Source organism: Rhodococcus jostii NBRC 16295, from assembly GCF_001894825.1.
GTDB lineage: Bacteria > Actinomycetota > Actinomycetes > Mycobacteriales > Mycobacteriaceae > Rhodococcus_F > Rhodococcus_F jostii.
Window position 1 is genome coordinate 1 of the sequence record NZ_BCWY01000024.1, and the last position, 24,367, is coordinate 24,367.

Below are 24,367 nucleotides of genomic sequence, written 5' to 3' on the forward strand. Positions count from 1 at the left end.
CCCCCGGGCGGTTGAGAAGTACTCACGGGCCAGGAGGGCAACGGGGTAGCGGGAGAACAGCGCCGCGACGTTGATGCGCCCGCCGGGGTACGTCTCCGAGGTGAGGAGGTCGGTCCAGGTGCCGCCAGGGAGGGTGACGGTGGTGTCGCCCCAGCCGCTTTGCTCGACGCCGACGCTGTGCCGGGTGGCCAACGCCACGACGTCCGGCGCCGCATCCTCGTGTCCGCGGGCGAACCCGATCAGATGCGCCGCCGCGGTCCCCGACGCGAAGACCGGCGCGTAGGTCCCGCCGACGAAGCTGCCCGGACGGTCCCGCCGCAGCCGCAGGGCCGCGCGGACGACGTGCATTTTCGCCGCGCCCGTCGCGTCGACCGGCGGAGTGCCCAGTCCTGCGAGCAGGTCCCGGCGCACGTCGTAGTCCACGGGACGGCGATTGTCCGGGTCGACGAGGGAGTCCTCCCACAGTTCGGTTCCCTGGTACACGTCCGGGATTCCCGGTCCGCACAGCTGGAGAAGTTTCTGGCCGAGGGCATCCGACCAGGCGTGCGGCGCCAGCTGGGTGCACAGCGAACCGAGCGCCTTGCCGACCGTTCCGTCGATCACCGTGTCCAGCCAGCGGTGGAGGTCTGTTTCGAAGTCCTCGTTCACGTCGTTCCACGACGTCCGGGTCCCGGCTTCGCGGACGGCCTTCTCCGCGTATGCGTGGATGCGGTCGCGGAAGTCGGGCACGTCGGCCGCGGCCCGGTCGTCGACGGGCCACACACCGAACAGGTTCTGCCACAGGAACAATCCGGTGGCGGGATCCGGGCTGGGGGCGATGCGCTCCCACCGATCGACGCATTCGGCCCACAGGTCCGGCACCTGCGACAGGATGCCGATCCGGGCCCGGACGTCCTCGCCGCGCTTGGTGTCGTGGGTGGAGAGGGTCGTCATCGCCTTCGGCCACCGGGAGGCCCGTTCGGCGGCGGCCAGGTGGAATTCGGCGGGGGAGACGCCGACGTTCGCCGGGTTGCCGCCCACCTCCTGCAGCGACACCAGCCGGGCGGTGCGGTAGAAGAGGCAGTCCTCCACGGATTTCGCCATCACCGCGCCGCACACCTGCTGGAAGCGGGTGGCGGCCTCGCCGCCGGCGATCAGGGCGGCGGCGAGGGCGGCCAGCGCGTCGGACCGTTGCGGTTCGCGCCTCGCGGCATCACCGATCACGCGGGGCGCGAGCCCGGCCAGCGGACTGTAGTCGGACCGGTACACGGGCATCGCGGCGACGACGTCCACGACGGCGTCGCGGACGTCCGCACTGCTGCAGTCTGTGCCGGTTTCGGCGAGGATCGCGCGCACGAGGCGTCGGACCTCCGGGGCGAGCATGGTCTCGGCGACCTCGCGTTTGATAGCGGTTTCGTGCTCGTGAAGCCAGGCCGCGTCACCCCGGTCGCCGGTGCGGGACGCCGACAGCGCGGTGAGCGCGGGGGCTCCCGACGGGTCGACGAACACGCCGCCGAGTTCCGCGAGCGCGTCGTAGCCGGTGGTGCCCTCGATCGGGAGGTGATCGTCCAGTGGTTCGGCGTGGCCCAGGATCTTCTCGACGACGAGCCAGCGGTCCACGCCGATCACACCGCGCAGCCGGTCGAGATACTCGGCCGGATCGGACAATCCGTCGGGGTGATCGATGCGCACTCCCTCGACCAACCCGTCCGCCACCCAGCTCCGCAGTTCGCGGTGCGAGGCCTCGAACACGCGCGGATCTTCCTGCCGGATTCCGGCCAGATCGCTGACCGCGAAGAACCGGCGGTACCCGATGAGCCCGGAGTCCCACGGGACCAGGCGGTAGGACTGCGCGTCGTGCACCGAACGCGGTTCGGCGGCATCGGTGCCGGGGGCGATCGGGAACCGGTGCTCGTAGAACGCGAGTAGCGGCTCGGGTCCCGAGCGGTCGACGGTGAGGGACCCGAGATCGGCGTCCGATCCGAGGACGGGCAGTGCCAGACGTCCGCCGGCCCCGTTGTCCTCGCTCCAGTCGATGTCGAAGAAGTCGGCGTACTCGGAGCGGCGACCGTGCGTGAGAACGTCCCACCACCAGGCGTTCTCACGCGGCTGGGCGACGCCCACATGGTTGGGGACGAGGTCGACGACTATCCCCATGCCGCGTTCCCGCACCGCCCGCGACAGCGCGACGAGCGCCTCCCGGCCGCCGAGGGTGGGGGACACCCGGGTGACGTCGGTGACGTCGTAGCCGTGGGTCGATCCGGTGGTGGCCGTCAGGATCGGCGACAGGTAGACGTGGGAGATCCCGAGATCGTCCAGGTAGCCGGCGACCGCGGCGGCGTCCGCCAACGTGAAACAGTCGCCGCGCAGTTGGACCCGGTACGTTGACGTGATCGGCATCGTCGTCCCCGGCTCACGCGGTCCGGCGCAGCACGACCAGCGACCGGGCCTCGACCTGCAGCGGATTCCCCGCCTTGATCACCGTCTCCTTCGCCCCCGTCGGGACGGCGGTGTCGAGGACGACCGCCCATTCGTCGGCGTAATCGGAGTTGGGCGTGGAGAACTCGATCTCCTCGTCGTGGGCGTTGAAACACAGCAGGAACGAGTCGCCGACCACCCGCTCACCGCGGTGGTTGGGTTCGGGGATGCCCTCGCCGTTGAGGAAGACCGCCAGTGACTTCCCGAAACCGCTGTCCCAGTCCTCGGGGGTCATCTCCTCGCCGGCCGGGGTGAGCCACGCGATGTCGCGGGTCTGATCACCGCTGCGGATGGGGGTGCCTTCGAAGAACCGGCGACGCCGGAACACCGGATTCTTCATCCGCAGTGCGATCACCCGTTTGGTGAACTCCACCAGGTTGGCGTTGGAATCCGCCAGCGACCAGTCCATCCACGACAGTTCCGAGTCTTGGCAGTACACGTTGTTGTTGCCCTGCTGGGTGCGGCCCATCTCGTCGCCGTGCGCCAGCATCGGCGTCCCCTGGCTGAGCAGCAGGGTGGCGAGGATGTTGCGGCTCTGCCGCCCGCGCAGGTCGAGGATGTCCGGGTCGTCCGTCGGCCCCTCGACCCCGCAGTTCCAGGACCGGTTGTGGCTCTCCCCGTCGTTGTTGCCCTCGCCGTTGGCCTCGTTGTGCTTCTCGTTGTACGACACCAGGTCGTGCAGGGTGAAGCCGTCGTGGGCGATGACGAAGTTGATGCTCGCGCCGGGGCGGCGCCCGGTTGCCTCGTAGAGGTCGGACGAGCCGGTGAGCCGGGACGCGAATTCGCCGAGCGTCGCCGGTTCGCCCCGCCAGTAGTCGCGGACCGTGTCCCGGTACTTGCCGTTCCACTCCGTCCACAGGCCCGGGAAGTTGCCTACCTGGTAGCCGCCCTCGCCGATGTCCCACGGTTCGGCGATGAGTTTGACCTGGCTGACGATCGGATCCTGCTGGACGAGATCGAAGAACGCGGAGAGCCGGTCGACGTCGTGCAGTTCGCGGGCGAGCGTGGACGCGAGGTCGAACCGGAATCCGTCGACGTGCATCTCGGTGACCCAGTACCGCAGCGAATCCATGATCAGTTGCAGCGTGTGCGGGTGCCGGGCGTTGAGGCTGTTCCCGGTGCCCGTGTAGTCCATGTAGTGCTCGAGGTCGCCGTCGACCAGCCGGTAGTAGGCGGCGTTGTCGATGCCGCGGAAACAGATGGTCGGACCGAGATGGTTGCCCTCGGCGGTGTGGTTGTAGACGACGTCGAGGATCACCTCGATGCCCGCCTCGTGGAACGACCGGACCATCGCCTTGAACTCCGACACCGCGGCGCCCGGTTTCTCCGCCGACGAGTACCCGGTATGCGGGGCGAGGAAGCCGAACGTGTTGTAGCCCCAGTAGTTCCGCAGTCCCTTGTCGAGAAGGGTCTGGTCGTGCATGAACTGGTGCACCGGCATCAGTTCGATCGCGGTGACGCCGAGGTCGACGAGGTGGTCGATGATCACCGGATGCGCCAGGCCCGCGTACGTGCCGCGGAGCTCTTCCGGCACACCGGGATGCGTCGCCGTCATGCCCTTGACGTGGGCCTCGTAGATCACGGTGTCGTGGTAGGGATGCTTGGGTGCGCGGTCGGCGGCCCAGTCGAAGAACGGGTTGATCACGACCGTCGTCATCGTGTGCCCGAGCGAGTCGTGTCCGGGCAGGCCAGGCTCGGCAGTGTCCTCGGTGTCCGGCTCCGCGTCCGTGTCTTCGTCCTCGGTGTCGTCGTCTGTGTCGACGATCTCGATCGTGTCCGCCGGTTCCTCGGGGGCGGAGTCGGCGGGCGCCTCGATGTCGTAGGAGAACAGGGAGCGGTCGCCGTCGAAGTCGCCGTCGAACGCCTTGCCGTAGGGGTCGAGGAGGAGCTTGCTCGGGTCGCAGCGGTGCCCGGCCGCGGGGTTCCAGGGGCCGTGGATCCGGTACCCGTATCGCTGCCCGGGCACGACCGTCGGCAGGTAGGCGTGCCACACGTAGCCGTCGACCTCGTCGAGCCGCACCCGCGTCTCGGTGCCGTCCTTCGCGATCAGGCACAGATCGACCGCCTCGGCGACCTCGGAGAACAACGAGAAGTTCGTCCCGGCCCCGTCGTAGGTGGCGCCCAGTGGGTAGGCGCTGCCGGGCCACACGGGAATGTGCGTGGTGCCGGTCGACTCGCTCTCGTCCATATCGAGAACACTAGCCCGCGTTCGCGTCGCTCTCAGCTCGACGAGAGCCGGCTATCGGCCCAGGCCGGAGCTCCGTGCGGCAGCAAGCATTCCGGCTGTGATCTTCCGCACGTCGTGGGTGGTGCACACGTACGGCGGCATCGCGTAGATCAGGTTCCGGAACGGCCGCAACCAGACCCCGGCTGCCACCGCGGCGTCGGTGGCGGCCCGCATGTCGACGGGTTCGGAGAGTTCGATCACCCCGATGGCACCGAGCACCCGCACCTCCCGGACACCGGGGAGGTCCCGGGCCGGTGCGAGCCCGGATTCGAGTTCGTGGCGCACGGCCGCGACCTCCCCTCGCCAGTCGCGGGACAGCAGGAGTTCGATCGACGCCACCGCGACGGCGCACGCGAGCGGATTGGCCATGAACGTGGGACCGTGCATCAGCCCACCGGCCTCGCCTGCGCTGATGGTCTCGGCCACGGAGGTGGAACAGAGCGTCGCCGCGAGGGTGAGGTATCCGCCGGTCAGGGCCTTGCCGACGCACATGATGTCAGGGCTGACACCGGCGTGGTCCGCGGCGAACAGCTCGCCGGTGCGGCCGAATCCCGTCGCGATCTCGTCGAACACCAGCAGGAGCCCGTGCCCGTCGCAGATCCGCCGCAGCTCCGCCAGGTACCGCGGGTCGTGGAACCGCATGCCGCCGGCGCCCTGCACCACCGGCTCCACGATGACGGCCGCCAGTTCGTCGGCGTGCGCCGTCACCAGACGTTCGAACTCCGCGACGTACTGCGGGTCGAAGTCGCGCGGCGGCGGTCCCGCGAACACCTGCCGGGCCAGGACGTCCGTCCACAGGGAGTGCATGCCGCCGTCCGGGTCGCAGACGCTCATCGGGGCGAACGTGTCGCCGTGGTAGCCGCCGCGCCAGGTGAGCAGCCGATGCCGCTCCGGCCTGCCGCGACTGCGCCAGTACTGCAGGCACATCTTGACGGCGACCTCCACGGACACCGAACCGGAATCCGCGAGGAAGACCTTGTCCAGGCCGTCGGGGGTGATCTCCACCAGCAGCTGCGCAAGTCGCGCGGCCGGTTCGTGGGTGAGCCCGCCGAACATCACGTGACTCATCCGGCCGAGCTGCGCGGTCGCCGCCGCGTCGAGGACGGGATGCCGGTAGCCGTGGACGGCGGCCCACCACGAACTCATGCCGTCGACGAGTTCGCGGCCGTCGGCGAGGGTGAGGCGTGTTCCGCTCGCCTCGGCCACCACGAGCGGGGTGGTCGAGGCGGGGAACGCACCGTACGGATGCCAGAGCAGCGAGGTGTCGAGGGACGTGATGTCGTCGGCGGACAGGCTCGGAGAGGTCACGGTCTCGACCCTAGCCACCGGAAGAAAAGTGGGCCCACCCGGGTTGAACACCGTTCAAGTCGCGTATCGTGCCGAGCGTGAGTACCGACAGCACCTTCACAACCTGGCTCGACGACGTCGAGGCCCGGCGGCGTGCCGCGGGGCTGCGCCGCGAGCTGCGTCCACGCACACCCGGCAGCGCGCTCATCGATCTGGCGTCCAACGACTACCTCGGCCTCGTGCGCCACCCGGAGGTCGTGCACGGCGCGATGGCCGCGCTGCGCCGCTGGGGTGCGGGGGCCACCGGCTCACGGCTGGTCACGGGATCGACCACCGAACACGAACTGCTCGAATCGGAACTGGCCGAATTCGTCGGCGCCGAGGCCGGGCTGGTGTTCTCCTCCGGGTACACCGCGAATCTCGGCGCCGTCACCGCGCTGTCCGGCTCCGGATCGCTGATCGTCTCCGATGCGGGCAGCCACGCCTCGCTGGTCGACGCCTGCCGGCTGTCCCGGGCCCGGGTGGCCGTCGCGCCGCACTCCGATCTCGGGTTCGTCCGCAGCGCACTCGCCACCCGGTCGGAGGAGCGGGCGCTGGTCGTCACCGACTCGGTGTTCAGCGCGGACGGCGATCTGGCACCGCTCGTCGAACTCCACCGGGTGTGCCGCGACCACGGCGCGTACCTCATTGTGGACGAGGCGCACGGGGTCGGAGTCCGCGGTACAGGGGGCCGCGGACTCGTGCACGAGATCGGGCTCGCGGGCGAACCCGACATCGTCGTGACGGCGACGCTGTCGAAGTCGCTGGCCAGTCAGGGCGGTGCGGTGCTGGCCTCGGAGAAGGTGCGCGCGCATCTCGTCGACGCCGCGCGCACGTTCATCTTCGACACCGGCCTGGCCCCGGCGGCCGTGGGCGCGGCACGCGCGGCCCTCACCGTGCTGCGCCGCGAACCGCACCGCGCCGAGGCCGTCCTGGACCGCGCGCGGGATCTCGCCCGTTTCACCGGTGCCGGGACCCCCGAATCCGCCGTCGTCTCCGTCGTCCTGGGCGACCCGCAACGCGCCGTCGACGCGGCCGCCGCCTGCCGCGAACAGGGGCTCCACGTCGGCTGCTTCCGGCCCCCGTCGGTGCCCGAGGGCACGTCGCGCCTGCGGCTCACCGCGCGGGCGACGCTCGACGCGGACGAACTGGCGCGGATCGAGACCGTGCTGACGGACGTCCTGGCCGGAGCCTCGGCGTGAGCGTCCTGATGGTCACCGGAACGTCGACCGACGTCGGCAAGACGGTGGTCACGGCGGCGCTCGCCGCGGCCGCCCGGGAGGCGGGCCTGTCCGTGACGGTGTGCAAGCCCGCGCAGACCGGCGTCGCCCCGGGAGAGCCGGGCGATCTCGCCGAGGTGTCCCGGTTGTCCGGTGTCACGGCGGTGGTGGAACTGGCCCGCTACCCGGAGCCGCTCGCCCCCGACACCGCGGCCCGACGCAGCGGCCTGCCGATGGTGCGGTGCGCCGACGTGACGGACGCGGTCCGCGCGCTCGACGCCGAATACGATCTGGTTCTCGTCGAGGGCGCGGGCGGTCTGCTGGTGCGGCTGGGCGCAGAAGGCTTCACGCTCGTCGACGTCGCGCGTGCCCTCGACGCACCGGTCGTCGTCGTCTCGGCGGCCGGACTAGGCACGCTCAACCACACCGAGCTGACGATCCGGGCGCTGTCGGCGGCCGGTCTCGCCTGCGCCGGAACCGTGATCGGGTCGTGGCCGGACGAGCCCGACCTCGCCGAGCGATGCAATCTCGACGACCTGCCCGCCGTGACGGGTGTCGACGTCGTCGGCTCCGTGCCGGCAGGCAGCGGCCGCCTCGACTCCGCGTGGTTCGGCGCGGCGGCGTCCGGATGGTTCGACGGCACCTGGCTGAAGGCGACGCTGACGGCACGCTGAGCGCGGCCGTCAGGATTCCGCGAGCACCGACAGCACGTTGCCGGCGGGGTCGGTGAACCAGGCGATGTCGGGACCGTTGTCGCGCATGATCCCCTTGTCGTCCTGGTCGAAACCGTCGTACCGCAGGAACCGGATCCCGTGTTCGGTGAGTGCGTCGACAGCCTTCTCGACGTCGTCCACGGCGAAGTTCAGGATCGTGAACGACGCCGGCGTGTGATCGGGTTTCGGGTAGATCAGCACCACGGGGCCCTTCGGGAGATGCAGGCCGAGCAGGCCCATCTCCTCCTCGGTGACCTCGAGTCCCAGGGTGTCGGAGTAGAACGACTTGGCCGCGGCGATGTCGTCGACGGCGAATCCGCTGAATGCTCTTGCATGGTTCAACATGTCTGGTCTCTTTCCTCGCCGATGGTCAGGACATCTCGGCCCGCGCCTGCGCGCTGAGCTGGATGATCTGGACGTAGTTGCCGTCGGGATCGACGGCGGTGCCGAACCAGCTGCCGTCCCGGTCCTCGAGCGGGGACAGCCACGTCGCACCCAGCTCGTCGATGCGTCCGGCTGCGGCGCGGGCGTCGGTGACCTCGACGTTGAGGAGTACGCGTCCGGGTTCGGGATTCGTGTCACCGACGTCGTCACGCCGGTCGAGCATGATGTAGAAGCCGTCGAAGTCGAGGACGTCGTAACCCGGTTCGCCGGGCGTGCGGTCGACCTTCGGCGAGAACGCGGCGGTGTACCAGTCCCGCAATCGCTCGGGGTGTGTGCTGGCGAGCAGGATGCTTCCGATCGTGGCGTCGGCCATGATGTCCTCCGGGTGGGGGTTCGTTTTCGATGGTCCACAGGTATGGACTCGGCCGGCCGGCGAAATTCATCGCGGCGAGTTCCGGGGGCGAAATGTGCCCGAGTCACTCGGCATGTCGGTAGTGTGATTCGTGTCACGGCTTCATCCGGCTGGGTTGGGAGGGGTCCACATGTCGACCTCCGAAATGCTCGAATTGAATCGCACCATCGACCGTCTCCGGCGCGCTGTCGGGTCGTTGCATTCGATGTACGGCGACGCCGCATCCGTGCGGCGACTGACCAACGATCTGGAACGGCTCGAGATCGACGCGCGCGACCTCGACTCGTCGCCGCCGAACGTCGTCCACCGCGAACCGGTGGAGCGAATCAAGGTGTCGGACACCCCGTACGACGCGTCGATGTGGCTCGGTGTCGACGACGAGGGGCTGGGCGGGCTCCACTACGAGCGCGGATGAGCGCGCCGCCGAAGAAACCCGAAAGTGCCGGTGTCGGGGCGCCGAGGCGTGCCCGGATCGCGGAACGCACCCTCCGCACCGATCGGTGGTGGCTGGCGCCGCTGCTGACGGTGCTCGGGCTGTCCGTCTTCGTGGTGTACGCATCGGTCCGGTCGTGGCTCCGAACCGCGTACTTCGTCGAGGACTATCACTACCTGACGCCGTTCTACTCGCCGTGCCTGAGCGATTCGTGTGTGCCCGGTTCGAGCGACTTCGGCACCCCCATCGGCGAGTTGCCGATGATCATCCCGCTCGGGTTCCTGGTGCTGCCGTTCCTGCTCGGCTTCCGGCTCACCTGCTACTACTACCGCAAGGCCTACTACCGGTCGGTGTGGTTCTCGCCGCCCGCGTGCGCGGTCGCGGAGCCCCATAGCACCTACACGGGTGAGACGCGCCTGCCGCTGATCGTCCAGAACGCGCACCGCTACTTCTTCTACATCGCACTCGTCGTCTCGCTGATCAACACGTACGACGCGATCCGCGCGTTCCACGGCGCCGACGGCGGATTCGGAATCGGGCTCGGCACACTCATCATGGTCTGCAACGTGATCCTGCTCTGGGCGTACACGGTCTCCTGCCATTCCTGCAGGCACGTCACCGGCGGCAGGCTCACCCACTTCTCGAGGCACCCGATCCGGTACCGGCTCTGGACCGCGGTGAGCAAGCTCAACACCCGCCACATGCAGCTCGCCTGGACGACCCTGGCCACACTGATGATCACCGACTTCTACGTGATGCTCGTGGCCAGCGGGACCATCTCCGACCTGCGCCTGATCAACTGACTTCACCGACGAGGGAGTGGAATGACGGAAGTCGAACGGCACCAGTACGACGTCGTGGTCATCGGTGCCGGTGGCGCCGGACTGCGCGCGGTCATCGAGGCCCGGGAACAGGGGCTGTCCGTCGCCGTCGTCTGCAAGTCACTGTTCGGCAAGGCGCACACCGTCATGGCGGAGGGCGGGTGCGCCGCCGCGATGGGAAACGCGAACGAGAAGGACACCTGGCAGACCCATTTCCAGGACACGATGCGCGGCGGCAAGTTCCTCAACAACTGGCGGATGGCCGAACTGCACGCGCGGGAGGCACCCGACCGGGTGTGGGAACTCGAAACGTACGGCGCACTGTTCGACCGGACCCCGGACGGCCGGATCAGCCAGCGCAACTTCGGCGGTCACACGTATCCGCGGCTCGCCCACGTCGGTGACCGCACCGGACTCGAACTGATCCGCACCATGCAGCAGAAGATCGTGTCGCTGCAGCAGGAGGATTTCGCCGCCACCGGCGACTACGAGGCCCGGATCAAGATCTTCGCCGAATGCACCGTCTCCGAACTCACCAAGGACGGCGACCGGATCTCGGGTGCCTTCGGATACTGGCGCGAGAGTGGACGTTTCGTCCTGTTCGAGGCGCCCGCCATCGTGATGGCCACCGGCGGGATCGGCAAGTCGTTCAAGGTGACGTCGAACTCGTGGGAGTACACCGGCGACGGTCACGCGCTCGCCCTGCGCGCCGGCGCCAACCTCATCAACATGGAGTTCGTCCAGTTCCACCCCACCGGCATGGTGTGGCCGCCCAGCGTCAAGGGCATCCTCGTGACGGAAGGCGTCCGCGGTGACGGCGGGGTCCTGAAGAACTCCGAGGGCGACCGGTTCATGTTCTCGTACATCCCGCCGGTCTTCAAAGGGCAGTACGCGGAGACCGAGGAAGAGGCCGACGGCTGGTACAAGGATTCCGACAACAACCGCCGCACACCGGATCTTCTGCCCCGCGACGAGGTGGCCCGGGCCATCAACTCCGAGGTCAAGGCCGGACGGCAGACCCCGCACGGCGGCGTGTACCTCGACATCGCCTCACGGATGCCGGCCGACGAGATCGTCCGGCGCCTGCCGTCGATGTACCACCAGTTCAAGGAACTCGCCGACGTCGACATCACCAAGGAGCAGATGGAGGTCGGGCCCACCTGCCACTACGTGATGGGCGGCATCGAAGTCGATCCCGACAGCGGGTCGTCCAGCGTCGCCGGCCTGTTCGCCGCGGGGGAGTGCTCCGGCGGGATGCACGGTTCCAACCGGCTCGGCGGCAACTCGCTGTCCGACCTGCTCGTGTTCGGGCGCCGCGCGGGACTCGGGGCGGCGGAATACGTGAAGTCGCTGCAGGAACGTCCGGCCGTCTCCGCGGAGGCGGTGGATGCGGCGGCCCGGATGTTGTTGTCGCCGTTCGACCCCGCGGTCGGGGAGGGTGGCACCACCGAGAACCCCTACACCCTGCATACCGAACTGCAGCAGACCATGAACGATCTCGTCGGCATCATCCGTAAGGAAGACGAGATCGTCCGCGCCCTCGAGAAGCTCACCGAGATCAAGGGCCGCATCGGAGGCGTCGAGGTGGAGGGGCATCGCCAGTTCAATCCCGGCTGGCACCTCGCCGTCGACCTGCGGAACATGGTGCTGGTCAGCGAGTGCGTCGCGCAGGCGGCGCTGCTGCGCACCGAAAGTCGCGGCGGGCACACCCGCGACGACCACCCGAGCATGGAAGCGGACTGGCGCAACACCCTACTGGTGTGCAGCGTGGTCGGCGACATGTCCGCGCATCCCGACGCCGTGGTCCCGGACGTCATCGTCACCCGCGAGCCGCAGCTCGCGATGCGCGCAGACCTGCTGGAGCTCTTCGACATCGACGAACTGGCCAAGTACTACACCGACGCCGAACTCGCGGAACATCCGGGAAGGAAGGTCTGAGATGAGTTACGACGCACGGTTCCGGGTGTGGCGCGGCGACGCCGACGGCGGCGCCCTCCAGGACTACTCCATTCCCGTCAACGAAGGTGAGGTGGTCCTCGACATCATCCACCGGTTGCAGGCGACGCAGACCCCGGACCTGGCGGTGCGATGGAACTGCAAGGCGGGCAAGTGCGGCTCGTGTTCCGCCGAGATCAACGGCCAGCCACGGTTGCTGTGCATGACGCGGATGTCGACGTTCACCGAAGACGAGGTGGTGACGGTCACGCCGCTGCGCGCGTTCCCCGTCATCCGCGACCTCGTCACCGACGTGTCGTTCAACTACGAGAAGGCCCGGGAGATCCCGTCGTTCACTCCACCGCCGGGTCTCGGTCCGGGGGAGTACCGGATGCAGCAGATCGACGTCGAGCGGTCGCAGGAGTTCCGTAAGTGCATCGAGTGTTTCCTCTGCCAGAACACGTGCCACGTCATCCGTGACCACGACGACAACAAGCCGGCGTTCTCCGGCCCCCGCTTCTTCATCCGCGTCGCCGAATTGGAGATGCATCCACTCGACACCGGGGACCGCCGCGAGGCGGCGCAGGAAGAGTTCGGTCTCGGACTCTGCAACATCACCAAGTGCTGCACCGAGGTCTGCCCGGAAGGGATAAAGATCACCGACAACGCCATCATTCCGATGAAGGAACGGGTGGTCGACCGCCGGTACGATCCCATCGTCTGGTTGGGCAACAAGCTCTTTCGCCGCGGTTAGCGCCTCCGGCGCCTGTGAGTACTTATTAACCGCCCGCGGTTAATAAGTACTCACAGGCGCGTTAGCGCACCGAGTGGAGGTTGCGGGCCGTGGGCGACTTCTCGACCGACTCGGGGTCGGAGTCGGTGCCGAGTATCCGGTCGGCGGTGCCCGAGGTGGTAACGGTGAACCAGTAGTGCTCGTTCTTGTAGTGGTGATGGCGGTGGTTGCGCCAGATCGCGCGGTACAGTCGGGAGTTCGGCTTGTAGTCGCTGTGGATGAGGTAGTGCGTCCACTCGTACATAACGCCCAGGATGCTCAGCACCACGAGAAACGTCAGTCCGAGTCCGGTGCGCGGAAACGCGAACAGTGCGAGGGCCACGAGAACCGGGATCAACCACATCAGCGTCTGCCACGGGATGAAGATGAGCGGCACGTCGCGGGGATCGACGTGGTGCTCGCGATGCTTCCGGGCGAGCAGCGAATCGACGGTCCGGCCCAGGACCTTTCGAGGTTTCCAGTGCAGGATGCAGACGTGGATGACCCATTCGGCGAACGGGAACACCGCCAGCATCACCAGCGGAACGACGGCGTCGGTGACCTGCCAATCGCCGACGACGACGCGGGCTGCCACCGCGGCGGCCAGCATACCGCCGATCATCCAGGGAGACGGGTGGCGGCGGAACTGGTCCGCGGCGTCGCGGAGGCTGATCGATCTGCGTTGGCGGCGATCTGCGGGAGGTGTCGTGGTCATGTGTCCTTCTCCGAATCGTGGTGTTGCAGTGCGTCGATCACGGCGGTCACGGCCGCCGTCCCGAGGTCGAGGAGGGTAGAGGCGGTCTGTGCCGCGGTGTCTTCGTCGTGTGCGGAGATCGCCTCCGCCAGTCGGTAGTACAGGTCGGTGCGGCCTACCTCCGCGACCATGACGGCGGCCATGGCCGTCATGGTCGGCTCGTACGCGTTGCGGAGGCTGTTGAAGATGAGCCGGAACGCGAGGGAATCGGCGGTGTCGACGACGCGCTCCCAGAAGGCCAGGGCGCCGACCTGCTGCGCGACCGGGTCGGTGTCGGAGGCGAGGTGATCCACGGCTTCCCGGAGGCTGATGCCCGACGCATCGGTGGCCCGGCCTGCGGCGAGCCGGGCCACCTGCACGCCGATCATCCGCCGCGCCTCGAGGACGCTGCGGACCACCGCCCAGTCGGGTTGCCCGTCGCGAACGAGCAACTGGGACAGCAGTTCGGGTCCGCCGTGCTGCCGGAAGTCTCGGACCGAGGTCGCGTCACCTTGCCGGACCTCGACGAGTCCGGCCTGGGCCAGCTTCTGGATCGCTTCCCGGACCGCCGGCCGGGACACCCCGAACGCTTCGGCGAGGCGACGTTCGCTCGGCAGGGCGTCACCCGCGGCGAGATCGCCGCCCAGCACCCGGGCGGTGATCTGGTCGAAGACTTCGGTGGAGGCGGACTTCCGCGCGATCGGCTCGAACATCATGACCACGACACTAAGCGGCGACAGGTAAGAGGTCAAGTGGTCTTACCAGTGGGCGCAGTTAACCGAAAAGACTCCGGACGAACGCGGTGGTATCGGGCAGGGACGCGGGCATGGTGTAGAGATGGCCGGTCGGATACGTCCGGAACACGAACTGCTGCCCGTTCGCAGCGAGGTCGGCCGTGAGTTTCCAGGTGAGGGGGATGGGGACGACGTCGTCGAACAGTCCCTGTCCGATGAACAGCGGCCGGTCGTAGCCCCGCACGGGAACTCCCAGCGTGGTGCGTAGCGCCGCCAGGACCGCCGGGTCGTCGAGCGGCCGGGACATCAACTGTCCGATCGAGATCCCGTCGAGTTTCGGGGCCGCCTCCTCGTAGCAGAGCGATTCGACGCGAGTCAGGACGTCGACGCCGAGCGGGGTGAGGTAGCTGTCGATATCGAGGTCGGGCCGTGAGGCACGCAATCCGGCGAGCGCGTACGCCACGAACACCGTGCTCCCGGTGAGGGGGATCTGCGGGAACCCCGGGCCGACGAGCGGCGCGAGGTTTTCCAGATTGGACGGGGCGCCTGTGGCGACGGTGCCGCGGAAGTCGAGGTCCGGTGCGTACGTGGTGGCCATCGAGGCGGCGACGAGGGCTGCGTGGCCGCCCTGCGATTGGCCGAGCGCGACCCACCGGTTCGACAGGGACGGCGTGACGGCCCGCGCCGCACGCACCATGTCGATCACGCTGTGCGCCTCCGAGGGGCCGTCCAGGTACGGGTGCACACCGGGTGTGCCGAGGCCGACGTAATCCGTTGCCACGACGGCGTAGCCCTGGTCGAGCCAGTGCTGGACGTACGGTCCGACGAGTTTCCCTGTCACCGTCGGCGCACACTTGTCGGCGATGCCGACCGTTCCGTGGGCCCAGGACACGACGGGCCACCCGCCGGGCGGCGCCGCACCGGGGGGCAGCAGGACCGCGCCGGTGCTGAGCGCGGGTTCGTTCATCGGCCCCGTCGTCCAGTAGGTGACGTACGTGGCGTCGGCGACGCCCGGTGGTCGCGCGTCCGGCGAAACCGGTGTCGCGACGACGACGGCGCCCGGATCGTTCCCGGCTGCCTGCGCGGTGGCCGGGGTGGGCGCGCCGAGGAGTGACAGTGCGAGTGCCGCCGCGAGAGCCGTTCCGGCGCGGCGGCCGAGTGAAGACGTCATCGCGTCCGTCCCTGGGCCGTCGGGGGCGCCGCGCGGTCCCCTGGTGGCCGACGCGGCGTCGACTCAATTGTGCGCGCTCAGGGGCGGTGGGCGGAGTCTTTCAGTCGTGCACGAATTCCGTCCACGAACAGGGACAGGCCGAAGTCGAACCGGACTGCCGGATCGCCGTCGAGGAGGTCCTCGTCGTACGCCGCGATCGGCGACTGCGGGGCGTCGGGGGCGAGGGAGGCCCGGGTGAGCGCGCCGGCCGACTCCATCTGCGCCCGCGACTGCTCGTCCACCGTGTGGCCGAGCACGTAGTACAGCAGCGAGTACGACGACAGTTCCGCGTGTTCGCGGGACAGTCCGGATCGCAGACCGACGGCCGCGAAGCTTTCGCGGACCCGGGAGTTGGTCATGCGGGACGCGTACGTGGCGGACACCAGTTCGGCGCCGTCCCGGTGCGCGAGCAATGCGGTGCGGAGGCGGTGGGCCAGTTCGGTGAACTCCGCGTCCCAGCCGGGGGCCGTGACCGGGGCGTCGACGTCTTCGAGGATCTTGTCGGCGAGAGCGCCGAGCAGGGTCTGCTTGTTGGGGAAATGCCAGTACAGGGCGCCCGGCTGGACGCCGAGGGCTGTTGCGAGTCGGCGCATCGTCAGGTCGGCGAGGCCGAACTCGTCGAGGATGGCCATTGCGCCGTCGAGTACGTCGCCGCGTCGCAATTGCACTGTGTGATCTCCCAATCTCGTCGACAAGTCCCGCTCCGGCTTTGACAGTATTCCACCACGGATCTAACGTGAACACCGTTCAACTTGTACGGTGTTCAATTTTTCGGTTCAGTCGACTCACGACACGTGATCGGCCCGTTTTCCAGGAGATACGTGTGACATCGGCCCCGGTACAGATAGACGTCCTCGCCCTTGCGCGTGAGCAGGTTCTCGAGCGCGGGGAGGCGCTGAACGAGAGTCAGGTGCTCGAGGTCCTGCAACTTCCCGAGGATCGACTCGAGGAATTGCTGGCCCTCGCCCACGACGTACGCATGAAGTGGTGCGGGCCCGAGGTCGAGGTCGAGGGCATCATCAGCCTCAAGACCGGCGGCTGCCCCGAGGACTGCCACTTCTGCTCGCAGTCCGGACTGTTCCAGTCGCCGGTGCGCGCGGCCTGGCTCGACATCCCGTCCCTCGTGGAGGCGGCCAAGCAGACGGCCAAGTCCGGCGCCAGCGAGTTCTGCATCGTCGCCGCCGTCCGCGGACCCGACGAGCGTCTGCTCGCCCAGGTCGCCGCCGGGATCGAGGCGATCCGCAACGAGGTCGACATCCAGATCGCCTGCTCGCTGGGCATGCTCACCCAGGAGCAGGTGGACCAACTCGCCGCGATGGGTGTGCACCGCTACAACCACAACCTGGAGACGTCGAAGTCGCACTTCCCGAACGTCGTCACCACACACACCTGGGACGAGCGCTGGAACACCCTCCGGATGGTCCGCGAAGCCGGGATGGAGGTGTGCTGCGGCGGCATCCTCGGCATGGGTGAGACCCTCGAGCAGCGCGCCGAATTCGCGGCCAACCTCGCCGAACTCGAACCCGACGAGGTCCCGCTGAACTTCCTCAACCCGCGTCCCGGCACCCCGTTCGGCGACCTGGAGGTCCTGCCGGCGAGCGAGGCGCTCAAGTCGGTGGCCGCCTTCCGTCTCGCGCTGCCGCGCACCATCCTCCGCTTCGCCGGCGGCCGGGAGATCACGCTCGGTGACCTCGGGGCCAAGCAGGGCATCCTCGGTGGCATCAACGCCGTCATCGTCGGCAACTACCTCACGACCCTCGGCCGCCCGGCCGAACAGGATCTCGACCTGCTCGTCGATCTGCAGATGCCGATCAAGGCCCTGAACGACACCCTGTGACGATCATGGCGGAGACCACTGAGGCGACTGGGGGCCACGCCCCCGAGGCGATAGGGGGCCACGCCCCCGAGGCGATAGGGGGCCACGCCCCCGAGGCGATAGGGGGCCACGCCCCCGTCGAGCGCTACAACCCCTACACCGGCCGCCGCGTGGTGGCCGGTGTGGACGACGCCGTACCGACGGCCGCGCAGCTCGGACTCGAGCCGCCCCGCTTCTGCGAGGCGTGCGGCCGCCGGATGGTCGTGCAGATCAGCCCCGACGGCTGGTGGGCGAAATGTTCTCGCCACGGTGTGTTCGACTCGATCTGCAGCGCACGGCGGTAGCGTCGGGGAGGTGACCACACTCCCGCGCATCAGGCTTCGCTCTGCCGCCGGAATCTTCTGCGGGACGGTGGTGGCGAGCGCGCTCGTGGGGGTGCTGTGGGGAGTGCTCGCCCCGGCTGAACATCTTCTGGTGGTCGCCCCCGACCGCGGGGTGTCGCTGACGGGGGAGAGCGTGCACCGGTTCGACGCGATCGGGATGTTCGCATGCGCGGGTCTGGTCGTCGGGATCCTCACCGCGGTCGCGGCGTGGACGGCGCGGAAAGGTCGCGGTCCGGTGGCGCTCGGGGCCGTCCTCGGCGGCAGTGTGGTCGGCGCTTGCGTGATGGCGCTCGGGGGAATCGGCGTGGCGGCGCTGCGTTTTCCCGACCCCGACACGTCCACACCGGGGATCGTGGTGGCGGTCGCGCCGGGGATCGGCACGCTGTTGGTGCTGATCTTCCAACCACTCGTCGCCTGTGTCGTGACGCTGGTGCTCGCCGCACTCAGCCCGTACGACGATCTCGGCGTCAGCGATCACCCGGCCGTGCTCGAGGAGCCGGAAGAGCAGGACGCGACGCTTACTTCGTGACCGCGGTGCGCATCCGCACGTCGCCGAGCAGGCGTCCGCTGGCGAGGGCGCCGATGCGGCGCGTCGCGAATCGCGTGCTGATCGACGACACCCAGTTCATCACCCCGGAGACGACGCTCGGCGGCGTGCTGCGCCGATCCAGCGCGCGCAGCGTCGTGGTCACCACCTGGTCCGCCGTCTGCATGCGGCCGACCGCGGCGTCCTCGGAACCGACGACGTCGAAGAACTCGGTGCGGGTGGGGCCGGGGCAGACGGCGAGCACGGTGAGGCCGGTGCCTCTCGCCTCGGCCCACAACGCCTCGGTGAAGTTGAGGACGAACGCCTTCGTCGCCCCGTAGACGGCCATCCCGGGCGTCGGCTGGAACGCGGCGGTGCTCGCGAGGTTCACGAGCGCGCCGCGCCCACGCAGCAGATCGGGCAGGAACGTGTGCGACAGCTCGACCAGTGTGCTGACGTTCAGCTGGATCTCGGAGGTGAGCCGCTCCAGATCGGCGGACGCGAAATCTCCGTGGGTCCCGAAACCGGCGTTGTTGATCAGGGAGTCCACGCGGATGCCGCGGGCGGTGAGTTCGCTGCGGAGCCGCTCGCCGACTCCGGGGGTCGCGAGATCGAACGGGAGGACGGCAACGGACACGTGGTGTGCGTCGCGGAGTTCGGACGCGAGTTGTTCGAGCCGGTCGGCGCGACGGGCGACGAGGACGAGATCGGCGCCTCGTTCCGCGAATCGGCGGGCGAATTCGACACCGAGGCCCGCGCTCGCGCCGGTGATGAGGACGGTGGTTCCGGATACGTCGAAGGACATGTCTGCTCCTAGCGGTGGGGTGCCTCGAATGTAGTCAGTGCCATCTATGTAGTCAATGACAACATTTTGTTAGGCTGACGGCATGTCCGTTGCCGAACAGCCCTACCATCACGGCAGTCTTCGCCAGGTGCTGCTCGCCCGCGCCGAGAGCACACTCGAGAAGGACGGCGTCGACGGGCTCTCCCTACGGCAACTCGCCCGGGAAGCAGGGGTCAGCCACGCCGCGCCCAGCAAGCACTTCCGGGACCGCCGAGCTCTGCTGGAGGCGCTCGCGGAGTCCGGTTTCCTTCGCCTGACGAGGGCGCTGGAACACGCAGTCGACGAAGCCGAACCCCACGCCCGCGCCCGCTTCGCCGCGCTCGCCGCCGCCTACGTGACGTTTGCGCTCGACCACCGCGAGTTGCTGGCGCTGATGTACGGCAGCAAGCACGCGCCCGGCGCGGCCTCCGAGTTGGTGGACGCAGGCCACGCCGCGATGGATCTCACGGTCCGGATCGTCGCCGACGCCCAGGCCTCGGGTGAGATCGGGCCCGGAGACGCGCCCCGGATCGCCCTCGTCGCCTTCGCGACCTTCCACGGGATCGCGACCCTCGCCGCCGGGGGAATGCTCGACGGCGCCCCCGTCGACGAAGTGGTCACGACCGCATCCGACACGTTCTGGCGGGGTCTCGCCCAGGCCTGATGCCCATTCCCGGCGATCTCACAGCCCGCTCCCGCCGCGTACTCGAGAACCGGCGCTTACCTGGAGTCGGAATTGTCGATCCCCAGGAGGCGAAGATGATGCGTACCGAAAAAATCTCGGCCCGCGGTGTCGTGGTGGTCACCGCTGCCGGCAGTGAGCAGGGCAGGCGTACCGCGCAGGAGTTGCTCGATTCGGGCTGGTGCGTTGCGGTCACCGCACGCACCGTCACCGAGTTGGCCCGGATCATGCCGGGGATGTCCGGTCACCGACTGCTCGCGGTCGCCGCCGATCCGGGCGACCCCCGGCAGGTCGAGCGCCTGCTCAACCGGGTTCTCGGACGCTTCGGCCGCATCGATTCGGTGCTCGGAGCGGAGTCGTCGATCGTGTCGGCGTGGCGGCGCCGCACGCCGACGGAGGGAACTGCGGCGGCCTGACGGCCGGAGTGGGGTCGGCGGCCTGACGGCCGGAGTCAGCTCGGCGGCCGTAGCGCCGCGAATTCGTCCGTCACCCGCAGGGTGGAGTCGGTGAACCGGTAGAGCGCTGCGGGGCGGCCCCCGGTGCGACCCGACGGTGCGGTGTTGCCGGTGGGCGTCAGCACCCCGCGCCGTCCGAGGACGCGCTGGAGGTTGGTGGCATCGACCTGGTAACCCAGTGCCGCGCAGTAGATCTCGCGCAACGTGGACATGGGGAACTCGTCGGGGGCCAGTCCGAACGCGATGTTGGTGTACGACAGTTTGGCCGCGAGGCGGGTCCGCGCGTGCCGGACGACGGTGCCGTGATCGAACGCCGTGTCCGGGAGCGCGGAGACCGGGTGCCAGGCGGTGTCCGGCGGCAGTTTCGGATCGGCGGGGAGGGGGACGAGCCCCAGGAAGGTCGACGCGATGGTGCGCGGGCCGGGCACCCGGTGCGGATCGCTGAACACCGACAGCTGCTCGAGGTGGGAGACCTCCTGCACGTCCACTTTCTCGGCCAGTTGGCGTCGCGCGGACGTCGTGAGGTCCTCGTCCTCGTGGAGGAGTCCGCCGGGTAGGGACCACGCGCCCGCCTGCGGATCGAGGGCTCGCTGCCACAGCAGCACGGCGAGTTCGCCGGTGCCCGCCGCGTGACGCAGATCACCGCTGTGACCTGCGGTGATGTGGCCTGGAAAGTGGCGAACCTGGAACACCGCGGTAAGCACTTCATGCGTGGTGTTACTATTGGGCATGTTTTCGATCGTAAGTCGAAAACCTCGATTACGGAAATTCGGGCCAGCCCGCCCGAGTCCACGGTGAAGGAGCAAGCCATGACGACCACGACGTTGTGGGCGGGTACCAACCCGCAGATTCAGGACGGTCCCGGCGGTTACGCGGGCGTCGAGGCGAGCGAAGAGTGGGCTGCCGAGATCAAACGGCTGGCACGGGAACGGGGAGCGACCCTCCTCGCGCACAACTATCAGTTGCCCGCCATCCAGGACGTGGCCGACCACGTGGGCGACTCCCTGGCACTCTCGCGCATCGCGGCCGAGGCCCCCGAGGACACCATCGTGTTCTGCGGCGTGCACTTCATGGCCGAGACCGCCAAGATTCTCAGCCCCGCCAAGACCGTGCTGATCCCGGACGAGCGCGCGGGTTGCTCGCTGGCCGACTCGATCAATGCCGATCAGCTGCGGGAGTGGAAGGCAGAGTTCCCCGACGCCGTCGTGGTGTCGTACGTCAACACCACGGCCGAGGTGAAGGGGTTGACGGACATCTGCTGCACGTCGTCCAACGCCGTCGACGTGGTCGCGTCGATCGACCCCGACCGCGAGGTGCTGTTCCTTCCCGACCAGTTCCTCGGCGCCCACGTCAAGCGCGTCACCGGGCGCAAGAACATGCAGATCTGGGCGGGCGAGTGCCACGTCCACGCCGGCATCAACGGCGACGAGCTCACTGCGCAGGCCAAGGCGCACCCCGGTGCCGAACTGTTCGTGCACCCCGAATGCGGCTGCGCCACCTCGGCTCTCTACCTGGCCGGTGAGGGATTCGTGCCCGAGGACAAGGTGAAGATCCTGTCGACGGGTGGCATGCTCGACGCCGCCCGCGCGACCGGCGCGAAGCAAGTTCTGGTGGCCACCGAGGTCGGGATGCTGCACCAGCTGCGCAAGGCCGCGCCGGAGGTCGACTTCCAGGCGGTCAACGACCGCGCGTCCTGCCCGTACATGAAGATGATCACCCCCGCGGCCCTGCTCCGCTGCCTGCTCGAGGGTAAGGACGAGGTTCACGTCGATCTCGCGACCGCAGAGCGGGCCCGCAAGTCGGTGCAGCGCATGATCGAGATCGGAAACCCGGGCGGCGGCGAGTGAGCAGCCCGGCCCGGGGGATTTCCTGGGAAGAGCACGCCGACCTCGTCGTGGTGGGCGGGGGTGTGGCCGGACTGACAGCCGCACGCACCGCCTCGCTGCGCGGGCTGACCGTGCTCACCGTCAGCAAGGGAGGGCCGGCGGACACCGCGACGCAGTACGCGCAGGGCGGCATCGCGGTGGTCGGTGACGCCGTCACCGATTCGGTGGAGTCGCACGTCGCCGACACATGTGAGGCCGGTGCCGGGCTCTGCGACGAGGACGCCGTGAGGTCGATCGTCGCGGGCGGCCGCGACGCCGTGGCCGCGCTGACCGACCTGGGTGCGGTGTTCGACCGCGGCCGCGACGGAACCGTCTCCCGCACCCGCGAGGGCGGCCACAGCACCCGGCGGATCATTCACGCCGGTGGCGACGCCACGGGTGCGGAGGTGCAGCGCGCGCTGGGTGCGGCCGGGCTTCCGGTCCGGTTCGGCGCGTCCGCTGTCCGGGTGCTCACGGATGCGCGCGGGGTCACCGGCGTACTCGTGGACTCCCCGCGCGGACTCGGCGTGATCCATACGCCCGCCGTTCTCCTGGCGACCGGCGGACTCGGGCAGCTGTACGCGTGCAGCACCAACCCGCCCGGAGCCACCGCGGACGGCATCGCCCTCGCACTGGACGCCGGCGCGGCCGTCGCCGATCTCGAGTTCGTGCAGTTCCACCCGACCGTCCTGTTCACACCCGGCGGTCTCGGCCGGCGCCCGCTGATCAGCGAGGCCGTTCGCGGCGAGGGCGCGATCCTCGTCGACGCGAACGGCGATTCCGTGACCGCCGGCGTGCATCCGCGCGGCGACCTCGCACCCCGCGACGTAGTGTCGCGGGCCATCGCGTCGCGGCTGCGCGAACTGGGACACGACCACGTCTACCTCGACGCGCGTCACCTGCCCGGGTTCGTGCAGCGGTTCCCGACCGTGACGGCGTCCTGCCTGGACGCCGGGATCGACCCGCGCGAGCAGTTGATTCCGGTCGCACCCGCCGCACACTACTCGTGCGGCGGAGTGGTCACCGACGTCCACGGGCGCACCGCGGTCCCCGGCCTCTACGCGGCGGGCGAGGTGGCCCGGACCGGGCTGCACGGCGCGAACCGATTGGCCTCCAACAGTCTCCTCGAGGGGCTGGTGGTCGGCGAGCGCGTCGGCGCCGCGGCCGTCGAACGTGCCGACCTCCGCGTGGAGGTATCCGATCCTGTGCAGCGTGCCCTGCCGTCCGTGCCGCGGGAAATGCTGCAGCAGTGGATGACCGACAACGCGTCCGTCGTCCGAGACGGTGCGGGCCTCGGAGCGGTCGCAGCCTCCCTGGCCGCCGCGCCGCGCACGGTGCCCGCGGGGGAGACCGCGCTCGAGGATGCCGCACTGACCCTCACCGCGACCGCGCTCGTGCTCGCCGCAGGCGCACGGACCGAAAGTCGTGGTTGCCACACCCGCAGCGACTACCCGGCGACATCCGACGAGTGGCGCCGCAGCACCCACGTGCGCCTGCGCGAGGGCGAACTCGATCTGCTCGAACCCCAACTGACAGGAGTGCTGTGATGCCCGACGACGTCCTTCCCCACGGCCTGGACACGGACGAGGTGCGTGCGCTCGTGCGTCTCGCCCTGGACGAGGACCTGCGGTACGGACCGGACGTGACGTCGTCGTCCACGGTCCCGGCCGACGCGGTGGCCAAGGCGTCCGTGGTCTCCCGCGCGCACGGCACCGTCGCCGGCCTCGACGTCGGACTGCTGGTGCTCGACGAGGTGATCGGGGCGGGTCGCTACGAGGTCCTCGACCGGGTCGCCGACGGCACCCGGGTCGCACCCGGCCAGGCGGTGCTCACGGTGTCGGCGCCCACGCAGGGACTGCTCACCGCGGAACGGACGATGCTCAACCTGGTCTGCCACCTGTCCGGCATCGCCACCGCGACGTCGGCGTGGGTGGATGCGGTCGAGGGCACCGGGGCGAAGATCCGCGACAGCCGCAAGACGCTGCCGGGACTGCGCGGCCTGCAGAAGTACGCGGTCCGGGTGGGCGGCGGCGTCAACCACCGGATGGGCCTCGGAGACGCAGCACTGATCAAGGACAACCACGTCGCCGCGGCCGGCTCGGTGGTGGCGGCCCTGCGGGCCGTGCGCGCCGCGGCACCCGACATCGAGTGCGAGGTGGAGGTCGACAGCCTCCAGCAGCTCGACGAGGTGCTGGCCGAGAACGTCGAGCTGGTGCTGCTCGACAACTTCCCGCTGTGGCAGACGCAGATCGCGGTGCAACGCCGCGACGCGAACGCCCCCGGGACCAAGCTGGAGTCGTCGGGTGGACTCACGCTGGACGTCGCGGCCGAGTACGCCGGGACCGGTGTCGACTACCTCGCGGTCGGTGCGCTCACCCATTCCGTGACCGTGCTGGATCTCGGCCTCGACATGTGACCCCACCCGTGAGTACTTCTTAAC

25 protein-coding genes are annotated in these 24,367 nt (G+C 69.1%); 14 read left to right on the forward strand and 11 right to left on the reverse strand.

The genetic code is table 11. The features are described 5' to 3' along the window. The 3 genes from treY to RJ1_RS17000 all read right to left on the reverse strand — a co-directional run. A partial coding sequence (treY, locus tag RJ1_RS16990; RefSeq protein WP_073361794.1) for a malto-oligosyltrehalose synthase occupies nucleotides 1-2,379 on the reverse strand: 2,379 nt, incomplete at its 3' end. Nucleotides 2,380-2,392: 13 nt separating this feature from the next. After that, nucleotides 2,393-4,645 carry a glycogen debranching protein GlgX gene (gene glgX / locus RJ1_RS16995; RefSeq protein ID WP_073361796.1) on the reverse strand — a complete coding sequence of 751 codons (2,253 nt, stop codon included), beginning with the start codon at nucleotides 4,643-4,645 and terminating at the stop codon, nucleotides 2,393-2,395. A 51-nt stretch (nucleotides 4,646-4,696) separates the two neighbouring features. Then, nucleotides 4,697-5,992 (reverse strand): adenosylmethionine--8-amino-7-oxononanoate transaminase, encoded by a 1,296-nt coding sequence (locus RJ1_RS17000; RefSeq protein WP_073361798.1) that lies wholly within the window; start codon nucleotides 5,990-5,992, stop codon nucleotides 4,697-4,699. A 77-nt stretch (nucleotides 5,993-6,069) separates the two neighbouring features. On the opposite strand from RJ1_RS17000, the gene RJ1_RS17005 reads away from it, so the two are divergent. Together RJ1_RS17005 and bioD are read left to right on the forward strand one after the other, a co-directional pair. Further along, nucleotides 6,070-7,212 carry an 8-amino-7-oxononanoate synthase gene (locus RJ1_RS17005; RefSeq protein WP_240319730.1) on the forward strand — a complete coding sequence of 381 codons (1,143 nt, stop codon included), beginning with the start codon at nucleotides 6,070-6,072 and terminating at the stop codon, nucleotides 7,210-7,212. After that, on the forward strand, nucleotides 7,209-7,904 hold the full coding sequence (gene bioD, locus RJ1_RS17010) for a dethiobiotin synthase (RefSeq protein WP_073361802.1): 696 nt from the start codon (nucleotides 7,209-7,211) through the stop codon (nucleotides 7,902-7,904). Before RJ1_RS17005 ends, bioD begins: the two co-directional genes overlap by 4 nt. Nucleotides 7,905-7,913: 9 nt before the next feature. On the opposite strand, the gene RJ1_RS46765 is transcribed toward bioD, so the two are convergent. Continuing rightward, nucleotides 7,914-8,288 (reverse strand): VOC family protein, encoded by a 375-nt coding sequence (locus tag RJ1_RS46765; protein WP_162850327.1) that lies wholly within the window; start codon nucleotides 8,286-8,288, stop codon nucleotides 7,914-7,916. A gap of 25 nt (nucleotides 8,289-8,313) precedes the next feature. Then, nucleotides 8,314-8,700, reverse strand: a complete 387-nt coding sequence (locus tag RJ1_RS46770) for a VOC family protein (RefSeq protein WP_162850326.1) — start codon at nucleotides 8,698-8,700, stop codon at nucleotides 8,314-8,316. Between the two features lie 169 nt (nucleotides 8,701-8,869). Here RJ1_RS46770 and RJ1_RS17020 point away from each other — a divergent pair, with 169 nt between their 5' ends. Genes RJ1_RS17020 through RJ1_RS17035 form a run of 4 tightly spaced genes read left to right on the forward strand, consistent with a single transcriptional unit; the run spans nucleotide 8,870 to nucleotide 12,682 of the window. Further along, the gene (locus RJ1_RS17020; RefSeq protein ID WP_073361804.1) at nucleotides 8,870-9,154 is read left to right on the forward strand and encodes an Rv0250c family protein; all 285 of its coding nucleotides are present in this window, start codon (nucleotides 8,870-8,872) and stop codon (nucleotides 9,152-9,154) included. Beyond that, nucleotides 9,151-9,975, forward strand: coding sequence for a succinate dehydrogenase subunit SdhC (gene sdhC / locus RJ1_RS17025; RefSeq protein WP_073361806.1), 825 nt, complete (start codon nucleotides 9,151-9,153; stop codon nucleotides 9,973-9,975). Before RJ1_RS17020 ends, sdhC begins: the two co-directional genes overlap by 4 nt. A gap of 21 nt (nucleotides 9,976-9,996) precedes the next feature. Continuing rightward, nucleotides 9,997-11,931, forward strand: a complete 1,935-nt coding sequence (locus tag RJ1_RS17030) for a fumarate reductase/succinate dehydrogenase flavoprotein subunit (RefSeq protein WP_073361809.1) — start codon at nucleotides 9,997-9,999, stop codon at nucleotides 11,929-11,931. Nucleotide 11,932: 1 nt separating this feature from the next. Continuing rightward, on the forward strand, nucleotides 11,933-12,682 hold the full coding sequence (locus tag RJ1_RS17035; protein ID WP_073361811.1) for a succinate dehydrogenase/fumarate reductase iron-sulfur subunit: 750 nt from the start codon (nucleotides 11,933-11,935) through the stop codon (nucleotides 12,680-12,682). Nucleotides 12,683-12,743: 61 nt separating this feature from the next. Here the strand turns inward: RJ1_RS17035 and RJ1_RS17040 are convergent, their stop codons facing one another. The 4 genes from RJ1_RS17040 to RJ1_RS17055 all read right to left on the reverse strand — a co-directional run bounded on the left by RJ1_RS17040 (nucleotide 12,744) and on the right by RJ1_RS17055 (nucleotide 16,045). Continuing rightward, entirely contained in the window at nucleotides 12,744-13,415 is a 672-nt protein-coding gene (locus RJ1_RS17040) for a sterol desaturase family protein (RefSeq protein WP_073361813.1), read from the reverse strand. Next, nucleotides 13,412-14,149, reverse strand: a complete 738-nt coding sequence (locus RJ1_RS17045; protein WP_083400709.1) for a FadR/GntR family transcriptional regulator — start codon at nucleotides 14,147-14,149, stop codon at nucleotides 13,412-13,414. Before RJ1_RS17045 ends, RJ1_RS17040 begins: the two co-directional genes overlap by 4 nt. A 58-nt stretch (nucleotides 14,150-14,207) precedes the next feature. Then, the gene (locus RJ1_RS17050; RefSeq protein WP_073361815.1) at nucleotides 14,208-15,338 is read right to left on the reverse strand and encodes a lipase family protein; all 1,131 of its coding nucleotides are present in this window, start codon (nucleotides 15,336-15,338) and stop codon (nucleotides 14,208-14,210) included. 77 nt (nucleotides 15,339-15,415) lie between these two features. Beyond that, nucleotides 15,416-16,045: a TetR/AcrR family transcriptional regulator C-terminal domain-containing protein gene (locus tag RJ1_RS17055; RefSeq protein WP_073361817.1), complete on the reverse strand. Its 630-nt coding sequence runs from the start codon at nucleotides 16,043-16,045 to the stop codon at nucleotides 15,416-15,418. 155 nt (nucleotides 16,046-16,200) lie between these two features. On the opposite strand from RJ1_RS17055, the gene bioB reads away from it, so the two are divergent. The 3 genes from bioB (at nucleotide 16,201) to RJ1_RS17070 (ending at nucleotide 18,105) form a co-directional block, all read left to right on the forward strand. Further along, nucleotides 16,201-17,214 carry a biotin synthase BioB gene (gene bioB, locus RJ1_RS17060; protein ID WP_073361819.1) on the forward strand — a complete coding sequence of 338 codons (1,014 nt, stop codon included), beginning with the start codon at nucleotides 16,201-16,203 and terminating at the stop codon, nucleotides 17,212-17,214. 98 nt (nucleotides 17,215-17,312) lie between these two features. Beyond that, nucleotides 17,313-17,537 (forward strand): biotin synthase auxiliary protein BsaP, encoded by a 225-nt coding sequence (gene bsaP / locus RJ1_RS17065; RefSeq protein WP_143048974.1) that lies wholly within the window; start codon nucleotides 17,313-17,315, stop codon nucleotides 17,535-17,537. A 10-nt stretch (nucleotides 17,538-17,547) separates the two neighbouring features. Continuing rightward, on the forward strand, nucleotides 17,548-18,105 hold the full coding sequence (locus RJ1_RS17070; RefSeq protein WP_073361821.1) for a DUF2567 domain-containing protein: 558 nt from the start codon (nucleotides 17,548-17,550) through the stop codon (nucleotides 18,103-18,105). Here the strand turns inward: RJ1_RS17070 and RJ1_RS17075 are convergent. Then, entirely contained in the window at nucleotides 18,095-18,907 is an 813-nt protein-coding gene (locus tag RJ1_RS17075) for an SDR family NAD(P)-dependent oxidoreductase (RefSeq protein ID WP_073361823.1), read from the reverse strand. The two genes, RJ1_RS17070 and RJ1_RS17075, sit on opposite strands and share 11 nt — an antisense overlap. Nucleotides 18,908-18,989: 82 nt before the next feature. Between RJ1_RS17075 and RJ1_RS17080 the strand changes: the two genes are divergently transcribed. Beyond that, nucleotides 18,990-19,589, forward strand: coding sequence for a TetR/AcrR family transcriptional regulator (locus RJ1_RS17080; RefSeq protein ID WP_073361825.1), 600 nt, complete (start codon nucleotides 18,990-18,992; stop codon nucleotides 19,587-19,589). Between the two features lie 95 nt (nucleotides 19,590-19,684). Next, nucleotides 19,685-20,023 (forward strand): SDR family NAD(P)-dependent oxidoreductase, encoded by a 339-nt coding sequence (locus RJ1_RS17085; RefSeq protein WP_073361984.1) that lies wholly within the window; start codon nucleotides 19,685-19,687, stop codon nucleotides 20,021-20,023. A 35-nt stretch (nucleotides 20,024-20,058) separates the two neighbouring features. On the opposite strand, the gene RJ1_RS17090 is transcribed toward RJ1_RS17085, so the two are convergent. After that, nucleotides 20,059-20,793, reverse strand: coding sequence for an NUDIX hydrolase (locus RJ1_RS17090; protein ID WP_073361827.1), 735 nt, complete (start codon nucleotides 20,791-20,793; stop codon nucleotides 20,059-20,061). Between the two features lie 78 nt (nucleotides 20,794-20,871). On the opposite strand from RJ1_RS17090, the gene nadA reads away from it, so the two are divergent. Genes nadA through nadC form a run of 3 tightly spaced genes read left to right on the forward strand, consistent with a single transcriptional unit; the run spans nucleotide 20,872 to nucleotide 24,343 of the window. Continuing rightward, on the forward strand, nucleotides 20,872-21,909 hold the full coding sequence (nadA, locus tag RJ1_RS17095; RefSeq protein WP_005247541.1) for a quinolinate synthase NadA: 1,038 nt from the start codon (nucleotides 20,872-20,874) through the stop codon (nucleotides 21,907-21,909). Beyond that, on the forward strand, nucleotides 21,906-23,474 hold the full coding sequence (locus tag RJ1_RS17100; RefSeq protein WP_073361829.1) for an L-aspartate oxidase: 1,569 nt from the start codon (nucleotides 21,906-21,908) through the stop codon (nucleotides 23,472-23,474). The genes nadA and RJ1_RS17100 overlap by 4 nt, the downstream gene beginning before the upstream one ends. Continuing rightward, nucleotides 23,474-24,343 carry a carboxylating nicotinate-nucleotide diphosphorylase gene (nadC, locus tag RJ1_RS17105; RefSeq protein WP_073361831.1) on the forward strand — a complete coding sequence of 290 codons (870 nt, stop codon included), beginning with the start codon at nucleotides 23,474-23,476 and terminating at the stop codon, nucleotides 24,341-24,343. The genes RJ1_RS17100 and nadC overlap by 1 nt, the downstream gene beginning before the upstream one ends. Nucleotides 24,344-24,367 lie beyond the last annotated feature (24 nt).